Genomic DNA, 13,737 nt, shown 5'->3' with positions numbered 1-13,737 from the left:
ATGGCAGTCGGACGAAGGATCTGAGGTGCGCGTCATGGACGGAGATTACCGGCAAGCCCTCCGCGTTCCCCTGGGCAACCGCCTGACAGGTGGCTAGCTGGTGGGCACCACGTCCCAGTGCTCACGGATGAGGCCGTCGTCGACGCGGAACAGGTCGGCGGCGAGCAGCGGGTCGCCGGGTTTCGCGCCGACCGCCTGGGAGAAGGTCCAGACGATGTCGCCGTCGGAGAGCGAGATGACGGACTGCTGCGCCGGGAACGGCGCGCCGCTGCCGAACAGCTGCTTCAACGCGGCCGTCCCGTTCGGGGCGACCGGGTTGTGCTGCAGGTACGCGGGGTCGAAGGCGCGGTCGAGGATCGACGCGTCGTGGTCGCGGAACAGCGTGTCGTACGCCGACACCACGAGGACGCGATTGCGTTCTTCCTGACGCTCCGACGGCGCGGCAGTCGGACGTGCCGGCCGGTACAGGTCGCTGAACATGGTGTTCGTGTTCCCGCTGGCCGGTGTGCCGGTCGGAACGGGCTGCTCGAGCGACCAGCGCTCGACGATCCGCCCGTGCTCGAGGCGGAACAGGTCGACGGCGGCATCGCCGCGTCGTTCGTCGCGCGGGTCCGGTGTGATCTGCCAGTGCACCGCGACGAGGTCGCCGTCGGCTGCGACGCGCTTGATCACTGCCTGAGCACCGGGGACGCGCGTCCGGTCCGCCGAGAACTGGGCGAGGAGTCCCTCCGGCCCGGCGGTGGTCCCTGCTCCGTGCGCGACGGCGCTCGGTGAGACGAGTTCCGCCGCGAGCCGCTGGGAGGACGTGCTGTCGGGATGGGCGAAGGTCGTGGTGATGAGCGTCCGGACGGCGCAGGCATTGCGGTGTTCGGTGGTGGTGTCCCGTCTGTCCGGGGCGGCCGTCACGGTCGGCTTCAGTGTGGTCCCGGGAGCAGCGGATGCCGGCGTGGTGACGCCGAGTCCGGCGAGGAGGGCGGCTCCGGCGAGGACGGCCGTGCCGCGGGCGAGGCGGCTGGATGCGACGGACATGAAGGCTCCTTCTGCGAGGGTCGGCGGCTGATCGCAGCATCTCAGGAAGCCCCGTCGAACGGAGGTACGCACTTTCTCGTAAGCCACTCACGTCGAGGTCGGAATCGTGGAACCGCCTGCACCGCCCGTGTGGGATCGGGACGCTCGCGGATGCTTCCCTGCGGCGTGTCCTACGCGAGTGGTGCTCACACACATCACGAACCGGTCCGGGAACGCTGCTGGCTTCCCTGCGATCGGTCGTGAGCAACCCCTTCCGTGTCGTGGCCGACGACGAGGGAAGCGAGGCCGTCCCCGCGAGCGGCGAGTCCCGTCTCAGGGGCGCCAGTCCCGGCGCTGCGCGCGGGCGGCCAGCACGATGCCGACGACGGGGAAGACGAGGTAGCCGGCCAGGACGACGAGGTGGGTGCCGTCGAGATCCGCCGAGGCCATCACCGTCGCGGCCGCGACGGCGAGGAGGGCGACGCCCGCGGAGGCGAGCCAGGCGGCTGCCTTCTCCCGCCGGGTCCAGGCCCTGGCCTGGCTGACGAAGAGGAGGCCGGCGAGCGCCCCGAGGACGGGGACCAGGAGCGAGCCGGCGATCAGGACCACGACCGCGATGATCGAGAACGTCCGGCCGGGCGGAGGCGCGTCCGGGCTGACGAGGGGAGCCTCGGTGGTCGTCTCGGCGCGGGCTTCGGCGGCGATGAAGGCCGGATCGCCGAGCTGTCGGATGCGTGCAGCTGCGGCCTCCGCGTCGAGCCCCTGGAGCTCTTCCCGGATTCCGGTGACGATGTCCCGGTGGAGGTCCGCCGGGAGCTGCCCGAGCTCGGTGTCGAGCTGGGCGAGGTAGGCGGTGGTGATGTCGGGCGTGGTGTCAGTCATGGGTGTCTTCTCCGATGAGTAGGTGGACCGAGGCGGTGAACGGGGCCCATTGGAGGCGGAAAGCGCTGAGCTGGGCACGCCCGAGCGGGGTCAGTCGGTAGTACTTGCGGACGGGGCCCGTCGCGGACGGCTGGTCGAAGGCGGTGGCGAGACCTTGGGCCCGGAGGCGTCCGAGGACGGGGTAGAGCGTCCCGATGCTGGCGACGAGACCGGCCTCGACGAGCTGTTCGGAGAGCTGCCAGCCGTACATGGGCTCTCGGTCGAGCAGTCCGAGGATGCAGTACTCGACGACGCCCTTGCGCAGTTGCGCCCCCACGTCTGCTGTCATGCATCACAAGCTACCTTGCGGTGCAAGACAGATCAAGGGGCCCCGGTGCTCGACGGCCGCCGGAGCCGCGGCCCGCGCCACGCCCGTGGAGGAACGCGTCGGAGGCGCGGGTCAGGTCACCGCCCCGTCTCGCCCTGCTGCGCGGGCCGTTCGTCGGCGAGCATCGCGAAGACGAGGGTGTCGGTCCATTCGCCCTTGCTCCAGAAGTCCTGCCGGTGGTGCGCCTCCTGCCGCATGCCGACCCGGGCCGCGAGGCGCGCGGAGGACGTGTTGCGGGCATCCATCTGCGCGGTCACGCGGTGGACGTCGTCGCGCGCGAAGGCGAGCTGCAGCGCGGCCGCGACCGCCTCGCTCGCGTACCCCCGGCCTCCGTGCTCGGGATCGAGCGTCCACCCGATCTCGAGCGTGCGCCGTTCCTGCTCCGTGCGCCACAGCGACACCGTGCCGATCACCGAACCCTCCCGCTCGACGACGAGAGCGAGTGCCCCCACGGGCTCGGCGAGCTCCGTCCGACCCAGGCGTCGTTCGAGCTGTGCCCGCCCGGACTCGATCGTCCAGGGCTCCTCCAGGAGGAACCGCGCGACGTCCGGTCGTGAGTAGATCGAAACGAGTCGACCCAGGTCGTCCTCTCGGTGCAGGCGGAGGGTCAACCGGGGAGTCGACGCCAGCGTGTCCGTGTCCATGGCCTCGATCCTCCCGCAACAGCCACCCGCCCGCCGGCCCGGCGGCCACGGCTGATGCGAGCCCGGGGCGGCCTGCCGTCTACATTGGGCCAGGCCCCCACGGAAGGAACCACCATGAGCATGGAAGGCGCGGCCTGGAGCTCGCTCTACAAGATCTCGTCCGCACGAGACGGCGGCCACGGCATCTCGCGTGAGTCCGTCCGGCGGATCATGACGTTCGCGGTGCCCTACCGGTCCAAGCTGGTGGTCTTCATCGCACTCTCCGTCGTGGGCGCCTTCCTCGCGGTCGCGACGCCGGTGCTGGCCGGCCGGGTGGTCGACGTCATCGTCGCGCGGGGTGAACTCGCGGCCATCGTGCGGCTCGCCGTCCTCATCGCGGCCGTGGCGCTGGCCGACGCCGGCGTCTCGCTCGTGACGCGCTGGTTCTCGGCCCGGATCGGCGAGGGCGTCATCCTGGACCTCCGCACGGCCGTCTTCGACCACGTGCAGAAGATGCCGATCGCGTTCTTCACGCGCACCCGGACGGGCGCTCTCGTGAGCCGCCTCAACAACGACGTGATCGGCGCCCAGCAGGCCTTCAGCGGCACCCTCTCGGGCGTCGTCACGAACGTCGTGGCCCTCGTCCTCACGCTGATCGTCATGCTCAGCACGTCCTGGCTCGTGACCGTCCTCGCCGTCGTCATGCTCCCGATCTTCCTGGTGCCCGCGCGGCGCATGGGCAGCCGTCTCGCCGCGCTGCGCCGCGAGGCCGCCGACCACAACTCCGCGATGAGCACGCAGATGACCGAGCGCTTCTCCGCACCCGGCGCGACGCTGGTGAAGCTGTTCGGCCGTCCCGACGAGGAGGCCGAGGAGTTCCGCGTCCGCGCCGCCCGCGTCCGCGACATCGGGGTCCGGACCGCGCTGCTGCAGTTCGTCTTCGTCACCGCGCTGACGCTCGTCTCCGCCCTCGCCCTCGCGCTCGTGTACGGGCTCGGCGGTGCCCTGGCGCTCGCTGGCCAGCTCGACACCGGGGAGGTCGTCACCCTGGCCCTCCTCCTCACCCGCCTCTACGTGCCGTTGACCGGTCTCGCCAACGCACGGGTCGAGATCATGAGCGCGGTGGTCAGCTTCGAGCGCGTCTTCGAGGTCTTGGACCTCGAACCGCTCATCCAGGAGAAGCCCGCCGCCGCCTCCGTTCCCGAGGGCCCGGTGAGCGTCGAGTTCGACGACGTCCGCTTCGCCTACCCGTCCGCGGACAAGGTGTCCCTCGCCTCGCTCGAGGAGGTCTCCACCCTGGACACCCGTGGCGGCGAGGAGGTGCTGCACGGCGTCTCGTTCAGGATCGAGCCGGGGCAGACCGTCGCGCTCGTGGGCACGTCCGGTGCCGGGAAATCCACGATCGCGCAGCTGATGTCGCGTCTCTACGACGTCGACAGCGGCGCCGTGCGTCTCGCGGGCGCGGACGTCCGCGACGTGACCTTCGCCTCGATGCGTCACACCCTGGGCATGGTGACGCAGGACGGCCACCTGTTCCACGAGACCATCCTCAGCAACCTGCGCCTCGCGAGGCCTGAGGCGACCGATGACGAGGTGTGGGACGCCGTCCGCCGCGCACGGCTCGAGCCCCTCATCCGGTCCCTGCCGGACCAGCTCGACACGATGGTGGGAGAGCGCGGCTACCGGCTCTCGGGAGGCGAGCGTCAGCGGATGACCATCGCGCGCCTCCTGCTGGCGCAGCCTCGCGTCGTCATCCTCGACGAGGCGACCGCCGCGCTCGACTCGACGTCCGAGGCCGCCGTCCAGGCGGCGCTCAGCGAGGCGCTCGAGGGGCGGACGGCCCTGGTCATCGCGCACCGCCTGTCCACGATCCGCAGTGCGGACCAGATCCTGGTCGTCGAGGACGGCTCGATCGTGGAGCGCGGCACGCACGACGAGTTGCTCGCTGCGGAGGGACGCTACGAGGAACTGCACCGCACGCAGTTCGCCGTGCAGAAGGACGTCGCCGCGGACGAGCAGGCGCCGAGCGCGCCGTAGCCCTACTCCGCGGGCGGCCCGTCGACGGGCGCGGTCCGACGTCGCCGCAGCACGAGCGCGGTGCCGCCCGCGAGCAGTCCGGCGGCGAGCGCACCGACCCCGGCGACCTGCCCGCCCGTGAAGGCGAGTGCTCCGTCGGCGGAGGGCCGGGCCGTGGCCGAGGGGCGCGGCGTCGCGCCCGCTCCTGCCCCGGCACCGTCCGTGGGCGCGGGGGAGGGCACCGTGCCGGGGTCGGTCGGCACCGCGGTCGGGTCGTCCGTCGGCGGCGCCGGGTCGACCTCGGCGCCGGGCACCGACCAGGTCCCGGCGGCGAAGGTCACCGGCAGCGTCGCCGCCACGACGACCGTCGACGGGATGCCCGACTCGACGACGAGGCACTCCAGCGAGAGCGTCGCTCCGCCCTCCTCGACGCCGGCGGCGACGACCTCCTCGAACGAGATCGCCATCGGCACCTCGACCGGCTGCCCCGTGGCCACCGCGACGCTCGGGGACGTGACGACGGTCGCGCCTCCCGACGTCACCGAGAGCCGGGCGGCGTCGTCCGCGGCGGCCGGGCAGCCCGCGGCGAACAGGGCCGAGGCGAACGACGGGTCGGCGCGGGCGTCGCCCGACACGATCGCGGTGCCCGCGGCGTCGCGCAGCACGAGCGGCGCGGGGTCGGCGGGCGCAGGGGCGGCGACGGCGGCACCGGGGCCGGCCAGGCCCGCGACCGCGCCGGCGGCGAGGGTCGCCGCGACGACCAGGGCCCGTCCGGAGGAGCGCGACGGGAGACGACGGACGGCAGGGACGGAGGCGCGCGAGGGGAGACGACGGACGGCGGGGACGGAGGAGGGCATCGGGACCTTCGGTGGGTGCGGTGGGCCCCCGCGGCGGGGAGCGCGCGGTGACGCCAGGACTGTCGCGCACCCGGGGGAACGGGTCGTGAACGCCGGGTGTCGTGCACGTCCCCGATCGTTGGCCTGCGGTTCAGACCCGATGCCTACGGTCAGGACGCCCGCCCGACGAAAGTGATGCCATGTCCCTCGACCCCCGCCCCGAGCAGTCCGCCTCGACCGGTGACGCGTCCTCCCTGCCCGAGGTGGACCGGAGTGCAGCCACCCGGTCGGGCGTCTCGCGCCGGACCTTCCTGGGGGCGTCCGTCGCCGCCACCGTCGCCGTCGGGGCGACCGCCCAGGGGCTCCGGGCCGCGACCCCCGCGCAGGCCGCGCCGCTGCCGTCGTCGCCCGCCGCGGTCGACCCGGCCGCGCTCTCGTGGCTGGTGTTCGACCACCACGTGCACTCGGTCTACTCGCACGACGCCAAGTACCCCATGACGACGATCCTCGACCAGGCGCAGCGCTTCGGGGTCGACGCGATCGCCTTCACCGAGCACAGCAACAAGGGCCACGCCAACGTCGGCGGGGTGTTCAACGCCGCCCGCGAGATCGAGACCGCGCGGGCGGCGCGCCCCGACCTGCTCGTGCTGCAGGGGCTCGAGTGGTACATCCCCGGCGCCGAGCACGCCACCGTGCTCGTCGCTCCCGGGCCGGCGACGACCCGCGTGCTGCGCCGTTTCGAGCTCGACCACGACGGCAAGCTCAACGGCTGGGAGAAGCCGCGCGCCGGCACCGACGACGCCGCCGAGTGGCTCGTGCACGCCACCGACGCGATCGCCTGGCTCGGCGCCCAGAAGAGCGCGGGCGTCGTCGACGACGTGATCGTCCTGGCGAACCACCCGAGTCGCCTCGGCATCGACTCGCCCGGCGAGCTCCGTGCCTGGCAGGACGCCGACCCCGAGGTGTTCGTCGGCATGGAGGGTGCTCCCGGCGCCCAGGCGGGCGCGATCGCCGCGAACGCCACCGAGCGCTCGCGGCGGGGCGAGTACGAGAACGCCCCCAGCGAGTTCTCGTTCACCGGCTACCCCGCCGAGGCCTACCTGACCCACGGCGGCTTCGACTGGACGACGGCCGTCGTCGGCGGCGTGTGGGACTCGCTGCTCAGCGAGGGACGCCGCTGGTGGGTCACCTCGAACAGCGACCTCCACCTCAAGGAATCCGACTCGACGCGCGTCGGCGACTTCCCGACCGGGCCCGGCTGGGAGGCCGGCGCGACGCTCGCGAACTTCGACCGTGCCGGCCGCCGACCCGACCCGGTCACCACGGCCACGCCCCAGAACGGCGCCGACTTCTGGCCGGGCGAGTTCAGCCGCAACCACGTCGGGGCCGTCGACCGGTCGTCCGCCGCCCTGCTCGACGCGATCCGTGCCGGACGGCTCTGGGTCGACCACGGGCACCTCGTCGCCGGGCTCTCCGTCGTGCTCCGGGCCGCCGGCGGTCAGGAGGCGCAGGCCACCCTGGGCGGGACCCTCACGGTCCCGCGCGGCACCGCCCTCGAGCTCGTGGTCGACGTCGTGCCCACGACGACGCCCACCTCGCGGGGCACCGTCCCGCGGCTCGCCCACCTGGACGTGATCCGCGGTCGCGTCACCGGGCCCGTGGCCGACCGTGACGAGCAGCGCGCGCCCGGCACCCGGGTCGTCGAGCTGCTCGACGTCGCCGACCGCTCCGCCGCTCCGTTCCGCGTCGTGGTGCCGCTCGAGCCCGCCACCGAGGACGGTTACGTGCGTCTGCGCGGCAGCGACGGCCGGGTGCACGGCGTCGGCCCGTTCGGCGCCGAGGTCGACCCCCGGGCGCCCCAGCCGTACCCGGTCGCCCCGGCCGACCCGTGGGCCGACACCTGGCTGTACGCGAACCCGATCGTCGTCAGCGTGCGCTGAGCCGACCGGGTCCCGTACCTCGGGGAACGTGCTCGTGATCGCCCGAGGTCATGCCGCGGGCTGACACCGCGGGCACCACCAGGCGCGCCGCGTGCGGCCGTCCGGGGTGGGTGGGTCGTCGCGCGCCTCGACGCGGGTGCCGCAGCGCAGGCACGGGCGTCCCGCGCGGCCGACGACCCAGTGCGTCTCGCCGCGGCGGGTCCGGCCCGTCGTGACCTGGTAGGCGCCGGGCGTCGTGGCCGAGAATCGCAGGGCGCGCGCGGCGACGTCGACGAGCTTCACCAGGTCGACCTCGCCGATCGGCGTGGCCGGGTGCACCCCGCGCAGGTAGCCCACCTCGTTGACCCAGAGGTTGCCGAGACCGGCCATCGGACGTTGGTCGAGCAGGGCGGCACGGACCGTCACGCCGGACAGTGCGGCCAGGCGACGTCGCGCCTCCTCGGGGTCCCAGTCGGGGCGCAGCGGGTCGGGGCCCAGATGGCCGGTCAGGGCGTGCTCGTCCCGGGTCGGCACGAGGTCGACGACCGGCAGGTCGACGCCCCAGAGGGTGTGGCCGTCGTCGAGTCGGGCCCGCACGCGGACCTGCCGCTGCAGCCGTGTCGGCAGGACGCGGCCGGGTCGGGTGAGGGTCCACGACCCCTGCATGCGCAGGTGCGTGTGGAGGGTGCTGGCGTCGTCGAAACGGGTCAGCAGGTGCTTGCCGTGGGTGTCGACCTCGACGATGCGTCGACCGGAGAGCGACTCGCCGGCGCGGCCGCCCGACCGCAGCTCGCCGTCGACGACGACGCGGTCGACGAGCGAGGGACGGAGGCGCGCCGCCAGCAGGTGGACGCTGTCACCCTCCGGCATGCCGCGATGCTACCCGGCGTGCCCCGGGGCGACCGCCGCGACGAACTCGATCTCGACCCGGGCGCCCTTGGGCAGGGCGGCGACCTGGTAGGCGGCGCGGGCCGGCAGCACCCCGCCGTGGAACACCTCGGCGTAGGCCTCGTTCACGACGGCGAAGTCGGCGATGTCGGTCAGCAGCACCGTCGTCTTGACGACGAGGTCGATGCCCGACCCCGCGGCCTCGAGCACGGCGGCACCGTTGCGCAACGACCGGGCCGCCTCGTCGCGGACGCCCGGCCCGGCGAACTCGCCCGTGGCCGGGTCGATCGGCAGCTGGCCCGACACGAAGACCAGGTCGCCGACGCGGACGGCCTGCGAGTACGGGCCGATCGCGGCCGGGGCCTCGTCGGTGTGCACGGCGTGGAGGGGGTTCGTGGTCATCGTCGTCCTCCCAGGACGGTCAGGGCCGCGTCGATCGCGGCCGGGGTGGTCGTGGCGTGCACGCTGAGGCGCACGCGGTCGGCGCCGTGGACGGTCGCCGTGACGCCGGCGGCCTCGAGTCGGGCTCCGACGGCGGCGGCCTCACCTGCGGGCACGCCCGCCACGACGAGTCCGGCTCGCCGTGGTCGGTCGACGGGGGAGAGCACGGGCACCCCGGCGGCCTCGAGTCGTCCGATCAGGTCACCCGCCGTGTCCGCCACGCGAGACGCGACGACGTCGACCCCCACCGACTCGAGCTGTTCGAGCGCCGTGGCCAACGCCCCCGACGCGAACGGCGACCCGTTCGTCACCGACAGGCGCTGCGCCCCGGGCAGCGGAGCGTGCGGCAGGCCGTCGTAGCGGGAGGCGCCCTCGACGCCCGTCCACCCCCCGAGGACCGGACGGAGGCGCGCGAGGGCCCGCGAGGACAGCGCCACGAACCCGGTTCCCCAGCCCGCGCGCAGCCATTTCTGGCCGCCGACGACCAAGGCGTCGGCGAGGCTCCAGTCGGCGTCGAGGACGCCGAACCCCTGGATGCCGTCGACGACGAGCAGACGGTCGCCGACGGCCTCCCTCAACCCGGCGAGGTCGGCGACGGTGCCGGTGCGGAAGTCGACCGCGCTCACCGCGACGGCCACGGTGTCGGGCCCGACCGCGTCGGCCACGCGCTCGGGCGTGACGGGCGCGAGCGGCTGCCCCGGGACGGCGGGCAGCGGCCGGACCGTCGTGAGCCCGGCCTCCTCCGAGCGCCACCACGCGTACAGGTTCGACGGGAACTCGGCGCTGCTGACCACGACCTCGCCCCGGGGCAGGCCGAACGCGATCTGCATCAGCCCGAGCGACGTGCTGCCGGTGAGGGCGACCCCGGTGCGGTCGAACCCGGTGAGGCGCGAGACCGCCGCGAGGGCACGCTCGTCCTCGGCGTGCAGGCCGGACGAGGGCACGCCGGCGCTCGCCGCGGAGGCGAGGCGGCCGATCGTCTCGACGACATCCCGCGACGGCGGCCCGTAGCTGCCGAAGTTCAGGTAGCCGACCGGCTCGGCGAACGACGCGAGGTACGCGTCGAGCGCCGAGCCGGGGGTCGTCGCCGTGCCCGAGCACGTCGCCGTGCCCGACGTCACGCCAGCACCCGCTGCAGGAACTGCTTCGTGCGGGCCTCGCGCGGGGCGCCGAGCACCTGCTCGACCGGCCCCTGCTCGACGATGCCGCCGTCGGCCATGAAGACCACGCGGTCGGCGACCTCGCGGGCGAACTGGATCTCGTGCGTCACGACGAGCATGGTCATGCCGTCGCGGGCCAGGTCGCCCATCACCTTGAGCACCTCGCCGACCAGCTCGGGGTCGAGGGCCGAGGTCGGCTCGTCGAAGAGCAGGAACAGCGGCTTCATCGCGACGGCCCGGGCGATCGCCACGCGCTGTCGCTGCCCGCCCGAGAGCTGGCCGGGGTAGGCGTCGACCTTGTCGCCGAGGCCCACCCGCTCGAGGATCTCGACGGCCTCGCGCCGCGCCTCCTTCGCCGACCGGCGCTGCACGCGGACGGGCCCCTCGAGCACGTTGCCCAGCACCGTCAGGTGCGGGAACAGGTTGAAGTGCTGGAACACCATGGCGGTGCGCGCCCGCTGCGCCGACAGGCGGCGCTCGCTCAGCTCGTGCAGCACGCCGTCGCGCAGCTCGAAGCCCATCGGCTCGCCGCCCACCCACACCTCGCCGGCGTCGGGCTCCTCCAGGCGGTTCAGCGTGCGGAGGAAGGTCGACTTGCCGGCGCCGGACGGGCCGATGATGCAGACCACCTCGCCGCTGCGCACCGTCATCGAGACGTCGCGCAGCACCTCGTGGCTGCCGTACGACTTGCCGATGCCGATGGCCTCGAGGACGGGGGCTGCCTCGTCGGCGGGCGCCGCGCCTCCTGCGGTCGTCGTGTCGGTCGTGGTCACGGGGTGCTCCTCACGAGGGGTGCGCGGCCGAGGTCGGCGGCGACTTTGCGGCGGAGGGCGCGGGCGTTCGGCGGCCCGCCGGGGCGGCGGTCCTGCCGGTCGAAGCTGCGCTCGAGGTAGAACTGGCCGACGCTCGCGACGCTGACGATGACCATGTACCAGATGGCCGCGGCGATCAGGGTCTCCATCACCTGCAGGTTGAACGAGGCGATGTTGTTCGCCGCCTTGATCAGCTCGAGGTAGCCGATGACCGACGCCATCGCCGTGCCCTTGAGCATGTTGATGAAGTCGTTGCCGGTCGGCGGGATGATGATGCGCATCGCCTGGGGCAGCACGATGCGGGCCATGCGCTGCATCGGGGTCTGCCCGATCGACTGGGCGGCCTCGATCTGGCCGCGGTCGACGCTCTTCAGCCCCGCCCGCACGATCTCCGCCATGTAGGCGCTCTCGTTGAGGGCCAGGCCGAGGAAGGCGGCGACGAAGGTCGTCATCACGTCGTTCGTGCTGACGTCGAGGAACACCACGTCCGTGAACGGCACCCCGACGGTCAGGCGCGGGAAGATCAGCGCCAGGTTGTACCAGAGCAGGATCTGCAGCAGCACGGGCAGGCCGCGGAACAGCCAGGTGTAGCCGGCCGCGAAGGCCTGCGCCACCGGGTTCTTCGAGATGCGCATCAGGGCGATGACGACGCCGATGATCACGGCGCTCACCTGCGCGACCACGGCGAGCACGATCGTGCCGACGAGGCCCTGCAGGATGATCGGCGACACCAGGTAGTACGGGATGTCGCGGTACGAGATGTCGCCCTGCGACGCCCCGTAGACGAGGGCGACGAGCAACACCACGATGACGACGGCGCTGACCCAGCGGCCCCAGTGCTTCAGGCGGACCTGGGGCAGCGGCTCACGCCCGGGGCGCTCGGGCGGGCGGGACGAGGAGGCGCGGGTCGTGTCGCCCGGGTCGGTTCCCGTCGGTCGTGCGGTCGCCACCTACTTGCCGCCGTTGACGGTGGCCTCGGTGACGCTGCCCGAGGTGATGCCCCAGGCGTCGAGTACCTCGCCGTAGGTGCCGTCGTCGATCAGCGAGTCGAGGGCCGCGGCGATGGCGTCGCGCAGAGCTGCGTCGTCCTTGTTGACGCCGATGCCGTAGGGGGCGCCGTCGATCACGTCACCGGGGACGACCTCGAAGGCCTGGCCGTCCTGGGCGGTCTTCGAGATGTAGACCGCGCTGGGCAGGTCGTTGACGATGGCGTCGATGCGGCCGGTGCGCAGCTGCGTCTGGTTCTGGCTGTCGCTGTCGGTCACCGTGATGTCGAGCGCCTCGTCGCCGTCGGACTCGCACTGCGTGCTGGTCGCCTCGGCGAACTCCTGCTGGCTGGTGCCGGTGACGACGGCGATCGACTTGCCGCAGAGCGCGTCGGGGCCGGTGATGTCGTCGGGGTTGCCCTTCTGCACCATCAGCGTGATGCCCGAGGTCAGGTAGTCGACGAAGTCGATCGCCTGCTGGCGCTCGGCCGTGTCGTTCATCGCGGCGATCGTCACGTCGACGCGGCCGGACTGCAGGCTGGTGATGAGCGAGCCGAAGTCCTGGTTCTGGTACTCGACGTCGAGGCCGAGCTTCTTGCCGACCGCGGTGATGAGGTCGTGGTCCGAGCCGATGACGGTCGAGCCGTCCGCCGCGTAGAAGTTGTTCGGCGCGGACTGGACGTTCGAGCCGACGACGAGCGTGCCCTTGTCCTTGATGTCCGCGGGCACCTGGGCGGCGAGGGCGTCGTCGACCTGGACGGCGTCGAGCAGGGCGCTCGTGTCGGGGATGGTCGACGACGAGGACGACGAGGACGACGAGGCGTCACCGGACGCGTCGCCGGGCTGCGGGGCGCTCGGGCCGCCGCACGCCGTGAGGCCGAGGGTCAGGACGGCGCCCGTGGCGACGGTGCCCCAGAGGGCGGAGCGGGAGCGGGTTCGGGTCATGGTCGAGCCTTTCGTGAGCGTCGTCGGTCATCGCAAGCTAGCCGAATGATCGGCCGGGTGAGAAGAAATTATCACAGTGCGATGATTTCGTTACATGCCGGTAACCTGGACCCATGTCGAGAGCCAGCAGCGCCACCGTGGTCGACGCGAGCCGCGTCCTGCGGGCCGAGTTCGAGCCGTACCTGCCGTTGATGGACTTCTTCGCCGAGTTGCTCGGGCCGCGGACCGAGGTCGTGCTGCACGACACGAGCGACCTGAGCCGGTCGATCGTCGCCCTGACGAACGGCCACGTGAGTGGTCGCAGCGTCGGCGGGCCGGCGACCGACCTCGTGCTCAAGGTGTTGCAGAACCACGAGCACGACGACCGCGACTACCTGGCGAACTACCTGGCCGAGTCCCGCACCGGCGGCACGTTCCGCTCGTCGACCTTCTTCATCCGCGACGCCGGCGGCGACGTCGTCGGCATGTTGTGCCTCAACATCGACGACGAGCCGTTGACCCGGGCCCGAGACCTGCTCGCGGCCATCACGGCGACGACCGGGCTGGTGAAGGGGGCGGCCCCGGGCCCGGGGTCCGACGCGGGCCCTGCCGCGGCGTCGGCAGCCATGCCGGTCGCCGAGCGGCTGAGCATGAACGTGGACGAGCTCGCCCTCGACGGCGTCGCGCGCATCGTGGCCGCCCAGGGCGTCGAGCCGCACCGCATGACGCCCGACGAGAAGGTCGCGGCCGTGCGCGAGATCGAGCGCGCGGGGGTGTTCCTGCTCAAGGGGGCGGTGGCCCAGGTGGCCGAGGCGCTGCACGTGTCCGAGCCGACGGTGTACCGGTACGTGCGACAGGTGCGCCAGGGCGGCTGA

Annotated in this window: 14 protein-coding genes; 3 read left to right on the top strand and 11 right to left on the bottom strand. The window is 72.9% G+C overall.

Translation table 11 applies throughout. The annotated features are described in order from the left end of the window. Positions 1-93: 93 nt before the first annotated feature. The 4 genes from AC1MBW_RS04050 to AC1MBW_RS04035 form a co-directional block, all read right to left on the bottom strand. Positions 94-1,029 (bottom strand): nuclear transport factor 2 family protein, encoded by a 936-nt coding sequence (locus tag AC1MBW_RS04050; RefSeq protein WP_480025546.1) that lies wholly within the window; start codon positions 1,027-1,029, stop codon positions 94-96. A 312-nt stretch (positions 1,030-1,341) separates the two neighbouring features. Then, a complete protein-coding gene (locus tag AC1MBW_RS04045; RefSeq protein WP_480025545.1) occupies positions 1,342-1,890 on the bottom strand; it encodes an HAAS signaling domain-containing protein in 549 nt (182 codons plus the stop codon). Then, positions 1,883-2,218 (bottom strand): PadR family transcriptional regulator, encoded by a 336-nt coding sequence (locus AC1MBW_RS04040; RefSeq protein ID WP_054145190.1) that lies wholly within the window; start codon positions 2,216-2,218, stop codon positions 1,883-1,885. Before AC1MBW_RS04040 ends, AC1MBW_RS04045 begins: the two co-directional genes overlap by 8 nt. 116 nt (positions 2,219-2,334) lie before the next feature. After that, a complete protein-coding gene (locus AC1MBW_RS04035; protein WP_480025544.1) occupies positions 2,335-2,901 on the bottom strand; it encodes a GNAT family N-acetyltransferase in 567 nt (188 codons plus the stop codon). Positions 2,902-3,015: 114 nt separating this feature from the next. Between AC1MBW_RS04035 and AC1MBW_RS04030 the strand changes: the two genes are divergently transcribed. Then, the gene (locus AC1MBW_RS04030) at positions 3,016-4,917 is read left to right on the top strand and encodes an ABC transporter ATP-binding protein (RefSeq protein WP_480025543.1); all 1,902 of its coding nucleotides are present in this window, start codon (positions 3,016-3,018) and stop codon (positions 4,915-4,917) included. Between the two features lie 2 nt (positions 4,918-4,919). On the opposite strand, the gene AC1MBW_RS04025 is transcribed toward AC1MBW_RS04030, so the two are convergent. Next, positions 4,920-5,753 (bottom strand): hypothetical protein, encoded by an 834-nt coding sequence (locus AC1MBW_RS04025; RefSeq protein ID WP_480025542.1) that lies wholly within the window; start codon positions 5,751-5,753, stop codon positions 4,920-4,922. Positions 5,754-5,932: 179 nt separating this feature from the next. Here AC1MBW_RS04025 and AC1MBW_RS04020 point away from each other — a divergent pair, with 179 nt between their 5' ends. After that, positions 5,933-7,672 (top strand): PHP domain-containing protein, encoded by a 1,740-nt coding sequence (locus AC1MBW_RS04020; RefSeq protein ID WP_480025541.1) that lies wholly within the window; start codon positions 5,933-5,935, stop codon positions 7,670-7,672. Between the two features lie 48 nt (positions 7,673-7,720). Here AC1MBW_RS04020 and AC1MBW_RS04015 read toward each other — a convergent pair whose 3' ends face one another. The 6 genes from AC1MBW_RS04015 to AC1MBW_RS03990 are packed head-to-tail and all read right to left on the bottom strand — an operon-like array spanning position 7,721 to position 12,883. Next, positions 7,721-8,521 carry an Fpg/Nei family DNA glycosylase gene (locus AC1MBW_RS04015; RefSeq protein WP_480025540.1) on the bottom strand — a complete coding sequence of 267 codons (801 nt, stop codon included), beginning with the start codon at positions 8,519-8,521 and terminating at the stop codon, positions 7,721-7,723. A 9-nt stretch (positions 8,522-8,530) separates the two neighbouring features. Next, entirely contained in the window at positions 8,531-8,941 is a 411-nt protein-coding gene (locus AC1MBW_RS04010) for a Rid family detoxifying hydrolase (RefSeq protein ID WP_480025539.1), read from the bottom strand. Beyond that, positions 8,938-10,101, bottom strand: a complete 1,164-nt coding sequence (locus AC1MBW_RS04005) for an aminotransferase class V-fold PLP-dependent enzyme (protein ID WP_480025538.1) — start codon at positions 10,099-10,101, stop codon at positions 8,938-8,940. Before AC1MBW_RS04005 ends, AC1MBW_RS04010 begins: the two co-directional genes overlap by 4 nt. Continuing rightward, on the bottom strand, positions 10,098-10,913 hold the full coding sequence (locus AC1MBW_RS04000) for an amino acid ABC transporter ATP-binding protein (protein WP_480025537.1): 816 nt from the start codon (positions 10,911-10,913) through the stop codon (positions 10,098-10,100). Before AC1MBW_RS04000 ends, AC1MBW_RS04005 begins: the two co-directional genes overlap by 4 nt. After that, positions 10,910-11,902: an amino acid ABC transporter permease gene (locus tag AC1MBW_RS03995; protein WP_480025536.1), complete on the bottom strand. Its 993-nt coding sequence runs from the start codon at positions 11,900-11,902 to the stop codon at positions 10,910-10,912. The genes AC1MBW_RS04000 and AC1MBW_RS03995 overlap by 4 nt, the downstream gene beginning before the upstream one ends. Continuing rightward, on the bottom strand, positions 11,903-12,883 hold the full coding sequence (locus AC1MBW_RS03990; RefSeq protein ID WP_480025535.1) for an ABC transporter substrate-binding protein: 981 nt from the start codon (positions 12,881-12,883) through the stop codon (positions 11,903-11,905). A 113-nt stretch (positions 12,884-12,996) separates the two neighbouring features. Between AC1MBW_RS03990 and AC1MBW_RS03985 the strand changes: the two genes are divergently transcribed. Continuing rightward, positions 12,997-13,737 carry a helix-turn-helix transcriptional regulator gene (locus tag AC1MBW_RS03985; protein WP_480025534.1) on the top strand — a complete coding sequence of 247 codons (741 nt, stop codon included), beginning with the start codon at positions 12,997-12,999 and terminating at the stop codon, positions 13,735-13,737.

Source organism: Frigoribacterium sp. AP1 (genome assembly GCF_056680555.1).
The sequence above is the reverse complement of the archived record's forward strand: the minus strand, read 5'-3'. Positions and strand labels throughout refer to the sequence as shown.